The 13,751-nt window shown below is 71.6% G+C and carries 15 protein-coding genes and 1 riboswitch; of the genes, 10 read left to right on the top strand and 5 right to left on the bottom strand.

The annotated features are described in order from the left end of the window. Positions 1 to 143: 143 nt before the first annotated feature. The 5 genes from G6N19_RS14445 to G6N19_RS14425 all read left to right on the top strand — a co-directional run bounded on the left by G6N19_RS14445 (position 144) and on the right by G6N19_RS14425 (position 4,445). On the top strand, positions 144 to 986 hold the full coding sequence (locus G6N19_RS14445) for a nitrite reductase (protein WP_197912076.1): 843 nt from the start codon (positions 144 to 146) through the stop codon (positions 984 to 986). Beyond that, on the top strand, positions 983 to 1,651 hold the full coding sequence (locus G6N19_RS14440; protein WP_193465179.1) for a precorrin-8X methylmutase: 669 nt from the start codon (positions 983 to 985) through the stop codon (positions 1,649 to 1,651). The genes G6N19_RS14445 and G6N19_RS14440 overlap by 4 nt, the downstream gene beginning before the upstream one ends. A gap of 10 nt (positions 1,652 to 1,661) precedes the next feature. Continuing rightward, positions 1,662 to 3,182, top strand: a complete 1,521-nt coding sequence (gene cobJ, locus G6N19_RS14435; RefSeq protein WP_193465178.1) for a precorrin-3B C(17)-methyltransferase — start codon at positions 1,662 to 1,664, stop codon at positions 3,180 to 3,182. Beyond that, on the top strand, positions 3,170 to 3,952 hold the full coding sequence (gene cobM, locus G6N19_RS14430) for a precorrin-4 C(11)-methyltransferase (RefSeq protein ID WP_193465177.1): 783 nt from the start codon (positions 3,170 to 3,172) through the stop codon (positions 3,950 to 3,952). The genes cobJ and cobM overlap by 13 nt, the downstream gene beginning before the upstream one ends. A 133-nt stretch (positions 3,953 to 4,085) precedes the next feature. Continuing rightward, the gene (locus G6N19_RS14425) at positions 4,086 to 4,445 is read left to right on the top strand and encodes an SgcJ/EcaC family oxidoreductase (protein ID WP_332101724.1); all 360 of its coding nucleotides are present in this window, start codon (positions 4,086 to 4,088) and stop codon (positions 4,443 to 4,445) included. On the opposite strand, the gene cbiE is transcribed toward G6N19_RS14425, so the two are convergent. Next, positions 4,428 to 5,642, bottom strand: coding sequence for a precorrin-6y C5,15-methyltransferase (decarboxylating) subunit CbiE (cbiE, locus tag G6N19_RS14420; RefSeq protein WP_193465176.1), 1,215 nt, complete (start codon positions 5,640 to 5,642; stop codon positions 4,428 to 4,430). The genes G6N19_RS14425 and cbiE overlap by 18 nt on opposite strands. Then, positions 5,625 to 5,772, top strand: a riboswitch (cobalamin riboswitch). It overlaps the preceding gene by 18 nt. Positions 5,773 to 5,793: 21 nt before the next feature. Between cbiE and G6N19_RS14415 the strand changes: the two genes are divergently transcribed. From G6N19_RS14415 to G6N19_RS14395, 5 genes are read left to right on the top strand one after another with little or no spacing between them, the layout of a single operon-like run. Then, positions 5,794 to 7,770, top strand: a complete 1,977-nt coding sequence (locus G6N19_RS14415; protein WP_193465175.1) for a magnesium chelatase subunit D family protein — start codon at positions 5,794 to 5,796, stop codon at positions 7,768 to 7,770. Continuing rightward, entirely contained in the window at positions 7,770 to 8,384 is a 615-nt protein-coding gene (gene cobO / locus G6N19_RS14410; protein WP_013830097.1) for a cob(I)yrinic acid a,c-diamide adenosyltransferase, read from the top strand. The genes G6N19_RS14415 and cobO overlap by 1 nt, the downstream gene beginning before the upstream one ends. Further along, entirely contained in the window at positions 8,378 to 10,738 is a 2,361-nt protein-coding gene (locus G6N19_RS14405) for a cobyrinate a,c-diamide synthase (RefSeq protein ID WP_041318549.1), read from the top strand. The genes cobO and G6N19_RS14405 overlap by 7 nt, the downstream gene beginning before the upstream one ends. After that, the gene (cbiB, locus tag G6N19_RS14400; protein ID WP_193465174.1) at positions 10,738 to 11,664 is read left to right on the top strand and encodes an adenosylcobinamide-phosphate synthase CbiB; all 927 of its coding nucleotides are present in this window, start codon (positions 10,738 to 10,740) and stop codon (positions 11,662 to 11,664) included. The genes G6N19_RS14405 and cbiB overlap by 1 nt, the downstream gene beginning before the upstream one ends. Positions 11,665 to 11,666: 2 nt before the next feature. Beyond that, positions 11,667 to 12,098 carry a GNAT family N-acetyltransferase gene (locus tag G6N19_RS14395; protein ID WP_193465173.1) on the top strand — a complete coding sequence of 144 codons (432 nt, stop codon included), beginning with the start codon at positions 11,667 to 11,669 and terminating at the stop codon, positions 12,096 to 12,098. A 1-nt stretch (position 12,099) separates the two neighbouring features. On the opposite strand, the gene G6N19_RS14390 is transcribed toward G6N19_RS14395, so the two are convergent. The 4 genes from G6N19_RS14390 to G6N19_RS14375 form a co-directional block, all read right to left on the bottom strand. Beyond that, positions 12,100 to 12,351, bottom strand: a complete 252-nt coding sequence (locus tag G6N19_RS14390; protein WP_193465172.1) for a hypothetical protein — start codon at positions 12,349 to 12,351, stop codon at positions 12,100 to 12,102. 36 nt (positions 12,352 to 12,387) lie between these two features. Next, the gene (locus G6N19_RS14385; RefSeq protein WP_232062395.1) at positions 12,388 to 12,753 is read right to left on the bottom strand and encodes a hypothetical protein; all 366 of its coding nucleotides are present in this window, start codon (positions 12,751 to 12,753) and stop codon (positions 12,388 to 12,390) included. Positions 12,754 to 12,980: 227 nt separating this feature from the next. Next, positions 12,981 to 13,406: a nitroreductase family deazaflavin-dependent oxidoreductase gene (locus G6N19_RS14380; RefSeq protein ID WP_013830103.1), complete on the bottom strand. Its 426-nt coding sequence runs from the start codon at positions 13,404 to 13,406 to the stop codon at positions 12,981 to 12,983. A gap of 13 nt (positions 13,407 to 13,419) precedes the next feature. Beyond that, a complete protein-coding gene (locus G6N19_RS14375) occupies positions 13,420 to 13,710 on the bottom strand; it encodes an antibiotic biosynthesis monooxygenase family protein (protein WP_041318558.1) in 291 nt (96 codons plus the stop codon). Positions 13,711 to 13,751: the final 41 nt, after the last annotated feature.

The raw sequence follows: 13,751 nt of genomic DNA, 5'->3' as shown, positions 1-13,751 counted from the left end.
CGGGCATAGGGCAGTTGCCCGCATCTGAGCGACAATCAGGCAGTGCACCCGAGCGCCTGCGCCCACCCACCCGACCGGTCTGGTGTTGTCGCTGTGAGGCGGGCAACTGACACCCGCCTGCTCCGTTGTGACGGATGTGACCGATGAGGGCCAGGGCCGACCGGTGCCCCGGCGTGCTGCGGCCGTGGCTGGCCGACGACGGCTTGTTGGTCCGGTTGCGCCTGGTCGGCGGACGGCTGCCCGTGGCGGCACTGGAACGGCTGCTGAGAGCCAGCGCCGAGTTCGCCGACGGCTCGATCTACCTGACCAAGCGGGCCAACCTGCAGCTGCGCGGGCTGCCCGGACACGGCGGACAGCTCACGCCCGACGTGGTGGCCGCCCTGGCGTCGACCGGACTGCTGCCATCGCGCAGCCACGAGTTGGTCCGCAACATCCTGGTCTCGCCGCAGACCGGCTATGCCGGCGGGCGCGTCGACCTGCGCCCGGTGTCGGCGCGGCTGGACGCGCTGCTGTGTGGCGATCCACGACTCGCCCGGCTGCCCGGGCGCTTCCTGTTCGTGCTCGACGACGGGCGCGGCGACCTGATCGACCGCGCGACCGATGCCGGGCTGGTGGCACTCAGCGCCACGGCGGCACAGTTGCGCATCGGCGAGGACTGGGGTGCGGTGGTGGCCATCGCCGAGGCCGCCGAACGGCTGGCCGCGCTGGCGGCGGCATTCCAGGCCGCCCGCGGCAGCGGTCCCGACGCGCCGTGGCACATCCGCGAACTGCCCAACCCGCTCGCTCCCGTCATCGCCGCCGATCCACGGCTGCCCGCACCGTCGGGTCCGCTACCCTACGGTCCGGTGCCCGGCGGCACCCACGTGCCGGTCCCCGGCGGCGTACTCACGCCGGAGCAGGCGCGCTCACTGCCGGCGCACACCGAGCTGGTGGTGACGCCGTGGCAGGGTGTCTTCATTCCCGATGCACAGGAGACGAATCCGTGACGACGCCCGCTAGCCGTCCCACCAAGCGGTATTCCTACCTCGAGGACGGCCCGGCCATCTACGTCGAATCGTTCGCGACCATCCGGCGTGAGTCCGACCTGTCACACATCCCCGCCTCGGCCGAGCGGCTCGCGGTCCGAATGATCCACGGCGCCGGGCAGACCGATGTGGCCGCCGACCTGCTGATCCACCCCGATGCGGTACCGGCCGGCCGCGCCGCGCTCGACGCCGGGGCGCCGATCTTCTGCGATGCCCGGATGGTGGCGGTCGGGGTCACGGCCGGGCGGCTGCCGGCGCGCAACGAAGTGCGCTGCCACCTGCATGACGAGCGGGTTCCGGCGCTGGCCGCCGAATGGGGCACCACCCGCTCGGCGGCGGCGGTCTCGTTGTGGGAGCCGGAGTTGGGGGGTGCCGTCGTCGCGATCGGCAACGCCCCCACCGCGCTGTTTCACCTGCTGGAGCTGATCCTGGACGGCGGGCCGCGCCCGGCGGTGATCGTCGGCTGCCCGGTGGGGTTCATCGGCGCCGCCGAGTCCAAGGCGGCATTGGCGGCACTGCACGCCGAGCACGGCATCGACATCCCGTTCGTGACGTTGCGCGGTCGCCGCGGTGGCTCGGCGATCACCTCGTCGGCGCTGAACGCCCTGGCCTCGGACGACGAATGAGAGACACAGCGTGAGCGGCACGTTCTACGGGGTGGGCCTGGGCCCGGGTGACCCCGAGCTGATCACCCGCAAAGCAGCCCGGATCATCTCCGGCGCCGACGTGGTGGCCTACCACGCCGGGGTCAACAAGAACTCCTACGCGCGCACCATCGCCGCCGACCTGATCCGGCCCGGCGTGATCGAGGAGGAACTGCGCTACCCGGTCACCACCGGGGTGACCGATCACCCCGGCGGCTATGCCGGGGCACTCGCGGACTTCTACGAGGCCTCCGCGTCCCGGCTGGCCGCCCACCTGAGTGCGGGCCGCACGGTGGCGTTGCTGACCGAGGGCGACCCGCTGTTCTACGGCTCGTTCATGTACATGCACGACCGGCTGTCGACCCGCTTCGACACCGAGATAATCCCGGGCGTACCGGCTTTCAGCGCCGCCACCGCCGTGCTCGGCATGCCGCTGGTACGCCAGACCGACGTACTGACCGTGCTGCCGGGCACCTTGGGCGAGCACGAGCTGGCGATGCGGCTGGCCGACACCGACGGCGCCATCATCATGAAGCTGGGTCGCACCTTCGCCGCCGTATACCGTGCGCTGGTCGCCGCCGGCCGTCTCGAGCACGCCTACTACGTGGAGCGGGCCAGTCATCCGCAGCAGCGCTGGCTGCCGGTGGCCGCCATGGCCGAGACCGACGATGTGCCCTATCTGTCGCTGATCGTGGTCGACGGCGACTCCCGCAACGGGCAGCGCTCCCGGATGCCGGGCGATGCGGCCCCGGCAGTCGTCGAGGCCCTTGCTGAGCCCGCCGAGCTACTGGTCATCGGGCTGGGGCCCGGGCCCGAGGGCTGGTTGACCGCCGAGGCCGCCGCGGCGCTGGCCACCGTGGACCACGTGGTGGGCTACGGGCCCTATCTCGCCCGGGTTCCGCAGCGCGAAGGGTTGCAGCGGCACTCCTCGGGCAACACCGTCGAGTTGGACCGGGCCCGGTTCGCGCTGGATCTGGCCGCCCGCGGTGAAAAGGTCGCGGTGGTCTCCGGTGGCGACGCCGGGGTGTTCGGGATGGCCTCGACGGTATTCGAGGCGATGTTCGAAACGGCCGACGAGCGATACCAACAGGTTTCGGTGCGGGTACTGCCCGGGGTATCCGCGGTGCAGGCGGTCGCCGCGGCCGCCGGTGCCCCGATCGGCGCCGATTTCGCCGTGTTGAGCCTGTCGGATCGCCTCAAGCCCTGGTCGGTGATCGAGTCCCGACTGCGGGCCATCGCCGACGCCGATCTGGTGCTGGCGATCTACAACCCGGCCTCGCGCGCCCGGCCCGACCAGATCGCACTGGCCCGCAAAGTGCTGCTGGAACACCGCGCCCCGCAGACCGTGGTGGTGGTCGGCCGCGACGTCGGCCGGGAATCGGAGTCGCTGACCGTGACCACGCTGGGCGAGTTGGACACCGACGCGATCGATATGAAATGCCTTGTGCTGGTGGGGGCGTCGTCGACACGGGTGACGGGTGGACGGGTCTGGACGCCGCGATGGGTGCGCTAGCGGTCCAGTTCGTCGGCGCCGGACCGGGGGCCGCGGACCTGCTGACGGTGCGGGCGGCGCGACTGTTGGCCGATGCCGACGTGGTGCTCTACCCGGGCAGTTACCTGGATCCGGAGGTTCTCGGCCATTGCTGCGCCACAGCCGAACTCGTCGACACCGCCGGGTTGGACCTGGATGAGATCGTGGGCCGGCTGGCGACCGCCCACCGGGCGGGCCGGCGGGTGGTGCGGCTGGTCTCCGGGGATCCGTCGCTCTACAGCGCGGTCTTCGAGCAGACCCGCCGGCTCGATGCCGCCGGTGTGCCGTGGCAGGTGACACCGGGCGTGCCGGCCTATGCGGCGGCGGCCGCCGTGCTCGGACGCGAGCTCACGGTGCCGCTGGTGACGCAGTCGGTGGTGTTGACCCGGGTGCAGGCCGCCTCCACCGCGATGCCGCCACGCGAATCGCTGGCCGCGTTCGCCGCGACCGGGGCCACCCTGGTGCTGCACCTGGCGATCACCCGGATACGAGAACTGATGGGCCGGCTGGCATCCGACTACGGCGCGGACTGCCCGGTCGCGGTGGTCTGCCGGGCTTCGCAACCCGATGAACGCGTACTGCGCGGCACCGTCGCCGACATCGCCGATGCCGTCGAGGCGGCGGGGCTGCGGTCGGCCGCGGTGATCCTGGTCGGCCGCGCGGTGGCCGATCGGCCCGATCCGTGCGGCGGGGAGAGCCATCTCTACGACCCGGCGCGGGACCGGGGAGACACTGATCCGCCGAACGTGTGACCACTGCGAAAAATCACGCCGAAACCCGCAATGGTTACACGTTCGGCGGGCACGCTGTTCTTCGGCAACGCATACGGCAAGGGGCAGACCATGGCGGAGAACGGACCGGGCTCACCCCGAGGCTTACGCTGCCGTGTTCACCCGCGACGCGGACTACGTCACCTTCCTGGGCCAGCACTACAAGGGACGCGAAGCGATCGCTGCGGCATACGCTCGGCTGTTTGCGAAGCTGCTGCGCGGATCACGACTACACACCGAGATCACAGGCCTGAGGTTTCTGACGCCGAGCGTGGCGCTCATCCGGGCAAACGCGGCTGTGACGAAGAGAGGCAGGCAGCGCAATCGTCGCGGCGTCCGCGTCAATACCAGTGTCGCGGTGCGTACCGGCGAAGGATGGCTACTGGCTGCATCACAGAACACCACGCATCGACACCTTGCCGACCAGCTGATGCAGAAGCTCGCCGGATCATCGTCGTCAAGCAGACACGGTTAGCGCCCATTGGGTGACCGCCCGGGCCGGCTTCCAGCCGGTGAAGGTCCCCAGCGGTTCGGCATGCTCGACCTGGATGCGGCTCAGCTCGCCGCCGTGCTCGCGGTAGGCCGCCGCCAGCTGCGTCTCGGTTTCGAAGGTCACCGCGTGGGCGACCAGCCGCCCGCCCGGCCGCAGTCCGGATAGGCAAACGTCGAGCACGCCGGGCCGGCTCAGTCCGCCGCCGATGAAGACGGCGTCCGGGGCGGGCAGGTCGGCCAACGCAGCCGGGGCACGCCCGTTCACGACGCGTAGCGCGGGTACCCCGAGCTTGCGAGCGTTGCCCGAGATCCGTTGCGCCCTGGTCTGATCGGCTTCGACGGCGATGGCCCGGCAGCTCGGGTGCGCGCGCATCCATTCGATGCCGACCGAGCCGGCGCCCGCACCGACATCCCACAGCAGCTGTCCGGGCGCCGGTGCCAGGCGCGCCAGCGCGGAGGCCCGCAGGTCACGTTTGGTGAGCTGCCCGTCGTGGTCGTAGGCATCATCGGGTAGCCCGGCCGTCCAACCGGCCGGCAGCGGGCCGTCGAGCTCGACGGCGACGATGTTGAGCCGCGGCACCTGGCCTTGAAATGCGGGGTAGCTGGCCGCCGTGCTGTCCAACCTGGATTCGGCCTGCCCGCCCAGGTCACCGAGCACTGTCATCCGGCTCGCCCCGTACCCGTGCTCGACCAGCAGCGCCGCGAGCCCGGCGGGCGTCGTCTCGTCGGCGGAGAGCACCAGCACCCGCCGGCCCGGCGCCAGCTCGCGCAGCACCGCGTGCACGTCGCCTGCCCTGATGACCGCGACCGACTCCGCCGGCCAGCCCAACGCGGCCCGGGCCAGCGTCACCGAGGAGACCGCCGGGATCACGCTGACCCGCGAGGCGCCGAGCAGCTCGATCAGCGTGCCGCCCACCCCGGACAGCAGCGGATCCCCGGAGGCCAGCGCGACCACCCGTCGTCCGGTCAGACCGTCGAGCAGCGCCGGGAGTCCGGCCCGCAGCGGCGAGGGCCAGCCCTGCCGCTCCTGGCCGTCGATGGGGGGCAGCAGATCCAGCTGGCGCGGCGCACCGATCACGACGTCGGCGGCCGCGACCGCTGCGCGCGCCGGTTCGCCCAGGCCGTCCCAGCCGTCGGCGCCGATCCCGACAACGGTGACGTGATGGGCTTGGGTGGGCACGGTGTTAGGGTATCGGCGCGAACTGCCAGGGAAGTCGGTGTGAGTCCGACACAGGCCCGCTACGGTGTTCCGCGGCGCATTCCGGTGCGCCACGGTCAGTCCGAATACCGGCTTCGCGTTGCCAACACCGGCATCACGAGCGGAGCCTCAAATGCAACAGCTGTACCCGTTTCCTGCCGTGCTCGGCGGCGACCCGGACGCTCCGGGCGGCCTCGACGACATGGCCTTGGCGCTCGTGCTGAGCGCGATCTCCCCCGGCATCGGCGGGGTTCTCATCCGCGGCGAGAAGGGCACGGCCAAGTCGACGCTGGTACGGGCGCTGGCCCAGGTGCTCCCCGCCATCGACGTGGTGGCCGGCGACCGGTTCTCCTCCGATCCCGCAGAGCCGAACCCGCTCTCCCCGGACGGCCCGTTCCCCGCCGACGCCGCCGTGCAGACCCGCCCGGTGCGGCTGGTGGAGCTTCCGGTCGGCGCCACCGAGGACCGGGTGGTCGGCTCCATCCATCTGGAACGAGCGCTCGGGGCCGGCGCCGTGGAGTTCGAGCCCGGGCTGCTGGCGCGTGCCAACCGCGGCATCCTCTACGTCGACGAGGTCAATCTGCTCGCCGACCACCTGGTGGACCTGTTGCTGGACGCCGCCGCCATGGGCCGGCTGACCGTGGAACGCGACGGGGTCTCGGTCAGCCACGCCGCGCGTTTCGTGATCGTCGGGACGATGAACCCCGAGGAGGGCGAGCTGCGCCCGCAGTTGCTCGACCGATTCGGGCTGACGGTCGAGGTGTCCGCGCCGCGCGATCCGGCGCTGCGCGCCGAGGCGGTCCGCCGGCGGCTGGCGTTCGACGCCGATCCCGAGGCCTTCGCCCGCGACTACGCCGACGCCGAGGAGCGACTGCGGGCCCGGATCCGCAACGCTCAGGAACTGCTGCCGCGGGTGGAGCTCACCGACGCCGCGCTGGTGCGAATCGGCGAGATCTGTGCGGCGTTCGACGTCGACGGCCTGCGCGGCGACATCGTGTGTGCCCGTACCGCGGTCGCGCACGCCGCCTGGCAGGGGCGCGACGCGGTCAACATCGAGGATCTGCGGGTGGCCGCCCGGCTGGCCCTGCCGCATCGGCGCCGGCGCAAGCCATTTGACGCCCCGGGGCTCGATGAAACCGAGCTCGACGAGCTGCTGCCGCCGCAGGATTCCGGCCCGGAGCCAGACCCGGATCCCGACGGCCCCGAGCCCGACGGTCCGCCGGACGGCGGCAACGCCGCGCAACCCGAGCAGCGCGGGCCCGCGCCGGCAAAACCCGGCGCCACCTCGACCGTCGGTGCTGACTCCCCTTACCGGGCACGGCTTTTCACCGTCGACGGGGTCGGCTCCGGCCGTGCCGGCCGGCGCAGCCGGGCCCGCACCAGTTCCGGGCGCCGCGTGGGTGCCACCGCCGTCGGCGCCGCCGGGGGCCTGCACCTGTTCGAGACGCTGCGGGCCGCCGCCCCGCATCAGGGCGCCCGAGGCCGGGTCGACGGCCCGATGCTGCTGCAGGCCGCCGATCTTCGCCGCGCCGTCCGGGAGGGCCGGGAGGCCAACCTGGTGCTGTTCGTCGTGGACACCTCCGGCTCGATGGCCGCCGCCGAGCGGATGCGGCACGTCAAGACCGCGATCCTGTCGCTGTTGCTCGACGCCTACCGCCGCCGGGACCGGGTGGCGGTGGTGACGTTCCGCGACACCGGAGCGCAAGTGGCACTGCCCGCGACCGGGTCGGTGGAGATCGCCGCGGTGCGCCTCGACGAGCTGCCCGCCGGTGGCCGCACGCCGCTGGCCGAGGGACTGCTCGAGGCCGGTGAGGTGATCCGCCGGGAACGGCTGCGCGACCCGGCGTCACGCCCGCTGCTGGTGGTGCTGACCGACGGCCGGGCCACCGCCGGCGCCGACCCGGTCGAGCGGTCGCGGCAGGCCGCTTCTCATCTTGCCGAACATGGGTTTTCCGCCGTCGTCGTCGATTGTGAGAGCGGCCGGATGCGGCTCGGGTTGGCGCGCACCCTGGCCGAGCAGCTGCGGGCCGACTACGTGCCGCTGCCGCAGGTCAGTGCCGAGGCGCTCAGCGGCATTGTTCGTGACGTCACTGGAAAGGGGGCCGCCTGATGCCGCAGGGACAACCGTTGACGGTGCCCGATGACAACCTGACCACCCGGCAGCGCCGCAATCGGCCGCTGCTGATGGTGCACACCGGCGACGGCAAGGGCAAGTCCACCGCGGCGTTCGGGACGGCGCTGCGCGGCTGGAACCAGGGCTTTGCGATCGGGGTGTTCCAGTTCGTGAAATCCGCCAAGTGGCGCGTCGGTGAGCAGGCGGTGCTGGAGCGGCTCGGCGCCCTGCACGACGAGACCGGCGAGGGCGGCCCGGTGCAGTGGCACAAGATGGGCTCGGGCTGGTCGTGGAGCCGCAAGGCCGGCAGCACCGAGGATCACGCCGGCGACGCGCTGGCCGGCTGGACCGAGGTGAAACGCCGGCTGGCCGAGCAGACCCACGACCTGTACGTGCTCGACGAGTTCACCTACCCGATCCACTGGGGTTGGGTCGACGTCGACGACGTGGTGGCGACCTTGCGCGATCGGCCGGGTCACCAACACGTGGTCATCACCGGCCGTCGCGCTCATCCCCGGCTGGTCGAGATCGCCGACCTGGTCACCGAGATGACCAAGATCAAGCATCCGATGGACGCCGGCCAGAAGGGTCAGCGCGGCATCGAATGGTAGTGCTCCCCCGCGTCGTCGTGGCCGCGCCCGCGTCCGGGCACGGCAAGACCACCGTTGCGGTCGGGGTGATGGCGGCGCTGGCGGCGCGCGGCCTGCACGTCAGCGGACACAAGGTCGGCCCGGATTACATCGATCCGGGGTATCACGCGCTGGCCACCGGACGCCCGGCCCGCAACCTCGACCCGGTGCTGGTCGGCGCCGAGCGGATCGTCCCGCTGCTGCTGCACGGGGCGGCCGGCGCGGATATCGCGGTGATCGAGGGCGTGATGGGGCTCTTCGACGGCCGACTCGGTGGTGACGGTGAGGCCTCCACCGCCCACGTCGCCGCGTTGACCACGGCCCCGGTGCTGCTGGTGGTCGACATCTCGCACGCTTCCCGCACGCATGCGGCGGTGGTGGCGGGTCTGGCCGGTTTCGACCCGCAGGTGCGGGTGGCCGGGGTGATCCTCAACCGGGCCGGCAGCGCCCGGCACGCCGACGAAGTCGTCGCCGCGTTGCGCCCCAGCGGTATTCCGGTGCTCGGGGTGCTGCCCCGCGATGCGGGCGTGGCGACGCCGTCTCGGCATCTGGGGCTGGTGCCGGCCTCCGAACGCGACGAATCCGCTGCGATGCCGGCCCGGCTGGCCGGGCTGATCGAGCAGCACGTCGACCTCGACGCGGTAGCGCAGATCGCCCGGCTGGCACCGGATCTGACCGGCACCGCCTGGAATCCGGCCGCTGAGGTGCGCGCCGGGTCGGCCGGTCGCCCGGTGGTGGCCGTCGCCGGCGGGCGGGCGTTCACGTTCGGCTACACCGAAACGTTCGAACTGCTGCGTGCCGCGGGCTGTGAGGTGGTCTGCTTCGACCCGCTCACCGATTCGTGTCTGCCGGCGCGAACCGCGGGCATCTACCTGGGTGGCGGGTTCCCGGAGGTGTACGCCGGGCCGTTGGCCGCCAACACCGCGCTGCTGGCTGCGTTGCGGGCGGCGATGGCCGCGGGGGTCCCGACCGTCGCCGAATGCGGCGGGTTGGCCTACCTGTGTCGCAGCGTCGACGAGGTCGCCGGGGTCGGGGCGGTTCCGGGTGCCGCAGCCATGACGCCGCGGCTCTCGCTGGGCTACCGGATCGCCACCGCACCCGCCGACAACCTGCTGGCGCGGGCCGGCGAGACGATCAACGGGCATGAATTCCACCGCACCGGTGTGGTTTTCTCTCGCCCGGTCGAGCCTGCCTGGCAGCTGCCCGACGGCCCGGACGGCATCGCCGGGCAGAGCCTGCACGCGTCCTACCTGCACACCCACTGGGCCGGGCATCCGCGGTTGGCGCAACGTTTCGCCGACGCGGTGCACGGCTTCGGTGGCACAGACCCTAAAGACCTGCATCATCACGGGGACACCGAAACCGGTTCCGGGTTGCTGGATTTCGCGGTGAACGTGTACGCCGGGCCGCGCCCGGACTGGCTCGACGACGCCCTGCACGCCGCCCTGGACGACGCCGTGGCCTACCCCGAGGCGTCGGCGGCCCGCGCCGCCCTGGCCGCCCGACACGGCCGTCGCACCGACGAGGTGCTGCCCACCGCCGGGGCGTCGGAGGCGTTCGACCTGGTGGCCCGGCTGCGCCGGTGGCGACACCCGGTGATGGTGCACCCGCAGTACACCGGGCCGCATGCCGCGCTGATCGCCGCCGGCCACACCGTACACACCGTGTTGTGCCGCGCCGAGGACGATTTCGCGCTGCATCCCGAAGAGGTGCCCACCGAGGCCGACCTCGTCGTCGTCGGCAATCCGACCAACCCCACCGGGGTGCTGCATCCGGCGTCGGCGTTGCGTCGGCTGCTGCGGCCCGGCCGGGTCGTGTTGGTCGACGAGGCGTTCCTGGACGCGCTGCCCGGCGAGCCGGAAAGCCTGGCCGGCGAAGAGCTTCCCGGGCTGCTGGTCAGCCGCAGCCTGACCAAACACTGGTCGATCCCCGGGATTCGGGCCGGATATCTGGTGGGCGACGCGTTGTTGATCGCCGATGCGGCACGCCTGCAGATCCCGTGGTCGGTGTCGGCGCCGGCGCTGGCGGCCATGCTGTCCTGCTCCGATGAGCGAGCCTTGACTGAGAGCAGCTGCCGGGCACGGCAATTGGAATTGTGGCGCGAGGTGTTGACGGCGGGCCTGACCGCGCGCGCGGTGGCGTTCGTTGCCGGGGTCGCGCCCTATGTGCTGGCCCGGGTCGGCCGCGGGGTGCATGCGGCGTTGCGCGACAACGGTATCGCGGTGCGACGAGCCGACACTTTTCCCGGCTTGGATGATTCATGGGTGCGGATCGCCGTGCGCCCCCCGGAGTTGACCGAACGGTTGCTGACCGCGCTGGATCAGGTGCTGGGGTGATGACGGCCCGGGCGCTCGGGCTGCTGCTCGGCTACACCGCCGACCGCGCCTGGGGTGATCCGCGCCGGCTGCACCCGGTCGCCGGATTCGGGACGTGTGCGCTGGCGGTGGAGCGGCGGTTGTATGGCGACAGCCGGGCGAGCGGTATCGCCCACGTCCTGGTGCTGGTCGGCGGTGTTTCCGGGCTGGCGTATCTGGGCGGGCGCGCGGCGCGAAGCCCGGTGGCACAGCTACTGTTCACCGCGTCGGCTACCTGGGCGGTGCTCGGCGGTCGGTCCCTGGAGCGCGAGGCGTGCGCCGTGCATGACTTCTTGGCGGCCGGTGACCTGGAGCGGGCGCGCGTTCAGGTGCGCAACCTGGTCGGGCGGGACACCGCCGCGCTGGGACCGGACGAGATCGCCCGCGCCGTGGTCGAATCCGTCGCGGAGAACACCTCGGACGCGGTGGTGGCGTCGCTGCTGTGCGGTGCGATGGCCGGGGTGCCGGGCCTGGTGGCCCACCGGGCGGTCAACACCCTCGACGCGATGGTCGGCCACCGCAACGCCCGTTACGGACGCTTCGGCTGGGCCGCGGCCCGACTGGACGATCTGCTGGGCCTGCCCGCCGCTCGGCTGACCGGTCTTCTTGCCGCTGCCGTCGGCCCGGATCCCGTTGGCGCCCTGCGTGCCTGGCGACGCGACGCCCGCCACCACCCCAGTCCCAACGCCGGGGTGGTCGAGGCCGCTTTCGCCGGCGCCTTGGGCCTGCGACTCGGCGGTGTCAACATCTACTACGGGAACCGCCGCGAGGACCGGGCGTTGCTGGGCGACGGGCGGGCTCCCGTGGTCGCCGACATTCCGCGGGCGATGCGGTTGGCCCGGCGGGTGGGCGTCGGGGCGGTGGTCGGGGCGGTGGTGTGGTGCCTGATTCGGGAGACGAGGAGGTAGATGTGTCCATCCCTGTCGAATTCTCCACGGCGAGTGCGCGGGTGGATCGTGACTGGCTCTGGCACGAACTGACCGAGCACACGTACTGGGCGAAGTATCGCACCCGCGCCATGTTCGATCATCAACTCGATGAGGCGTGGCGGCTGGTGGGCGCCTACCGGGCCGACGACGGGGCGATGGTGGGTTTCTGCCGGGCGTTCTCCGATGGTGCGGCCATGGCGTATCTGGCCGACGTGTACGTCGCGGCGGCCGAGCGCGGTCGCGGCATCGGCCGGGGCTTGCTGCGGGTGATGATCGACGACGGGCCGGGCCGCGACTTCCGCTGGATGCTGCACACCAATGACGCGCACGGCCTCTATGCGACGTTCGACTTCGCCGCCCCGGATGCGACCTTCATGGAGCGCCGGCCCCGGTTGCCGCACGTGCGCGACTGAGTCAGCTGTCGCAGCCGTTCGCGGCGGTGCACGGGACGTAGCCGTGCGGACCCCACTGGCGCGGGCCGGGGTTGAAGCTCCAGGAGCCGGGCGGGTAGTTGTTCCACGGCTGATTGCACACCGCCCACGGCAGTGAGCTGTAACAGCCGTTATCCGGGTTGGCGTTGGCAGGCGGTGCCGCCAACCCGAGAATACTTGCAGCCCATGCCAAGATGGCTGCCGCGGCCGTGCCGAGAAATCGGATATCGATCATGACCCGATCTTGCACCCGGCCACCGACAGTGACGGCTCAGTGATGGGCGATCAGATCGGCGGCGTGGTCGTGCTCGCTCGTCCGAAGCCGGCCGGCGGCAGCGGATTTCAGCCGCCACTGGGTGACCCGCCCGTCCGGTCCGGTCAACTCTTCGGCCGCGAGCGCCTCGCCGATGAGCCGGCGGACGCGTGGTTCGTCGGCGGCGTCGGCGGCGAACAGTATCCGCAGCGTGACGTCCTCACCGGAGACGTGATTCGCGGTGTGATGCGGCGCCAGCGGGCACGGCGGCGGGTGGTCCCAGCTGCCGCACAGCGCCAGCGTGATCGCCGCGCCGGCCGCATTCGGACTGCCGCCGGGGCGCAGCACGACAGCCGCATCGTGAGCGTAGGCGCAACGAACCACGATGCGATGTTATCCACAGTTTGGGGTTTCGTTCACAGCTTGACCTTTTCCGGGGCCGTGCACCGCAGGCTGTCGGGGCCGCTTCGTAGCTTCGCTGTATGGCAACGGCATTGGGGGCGGCTGGACCGACGGCACCGGACCGCCCAAGATCACGCCCACCCTCCCGAGGAACTCCTGGAAAGGCGATCCCGACCCGCCGGCGGCGTGAGCAGGGGCGGCACCACGGCTCAGGGCATGGTCTTGGTCAACTCGATGACGGGGATGACCCGGTCGGTGCGCTCCCGGTACCCGGCGAAGCCGGGATAGCGCTGCGCCTGGATGTCGTAGAGCCGGTCATGCTCTGCCCCGGTGATCTCGGTGGTGGTGACGGGAAAGGTCTCGGTGCCGATCTCTACGGTGGCCGACGGGTTCGCCCGCAGGTTGTGATACCAGCTGGGATGATTGTCCTTGCCCTCGTTGGAGGCGAACACGAAAATCCGGTCGCCCTCGGGCAGGTACATCATCGGGCTGGTGCGCGGCTGCCCGGACTTGGCCCCGGTCGTGGTCAGCAGCAGGACCGGCGCCCCTTCGAACGGGCCGCCCAGCTTGCCGCCGTTATCGCGGAACTCCGCGATGTTGCGGGCATTGAATTCCAGGGTTCTCTTCGCGTCCACGGGTCCATCATCCCTACCCGATCGCGGCGAAGTGCTCGATTTCCGGCGGGGACTCGTAGAACTCGTGCAGCAGTGCCCGCCACTGCGCGAACTCAGGCGACTTCCGGAAGCCCTCGGTGTGCGCCTCGACGCTGTCCCACTGCACCAGCAGCAGGTACAGGTTCGGCGACTCGATCGACCGCGACATCGAAATCCCCTGAAAGCCCGGCTGCGCCGCAATCAGCGGTCGCGCGGTGGCGAAGGCCGCTTCGAACTCGGCTTCGCGGCCGGGGCGGATGGGCAGTACTCCGTGTTCCACAATCACGCCCGTCAGTCTGCCCGAGGCGAGTGTGGCCGGGATTACCG

The organism is Mycobacterium novum (genome assembly GCF_010726505.1).
GTDB lineage: Bacteria > Actinomycetota > Actinomycetes > Mycobacteriales > Mycobacteriaceae > Mycobacterium > Mycobacterium algericum.
The sequence above is the reverse complement of the archived record's forward strand: the minus strand, read 5'-3'. Positions and strand labels throughout refer to the sequence as shown.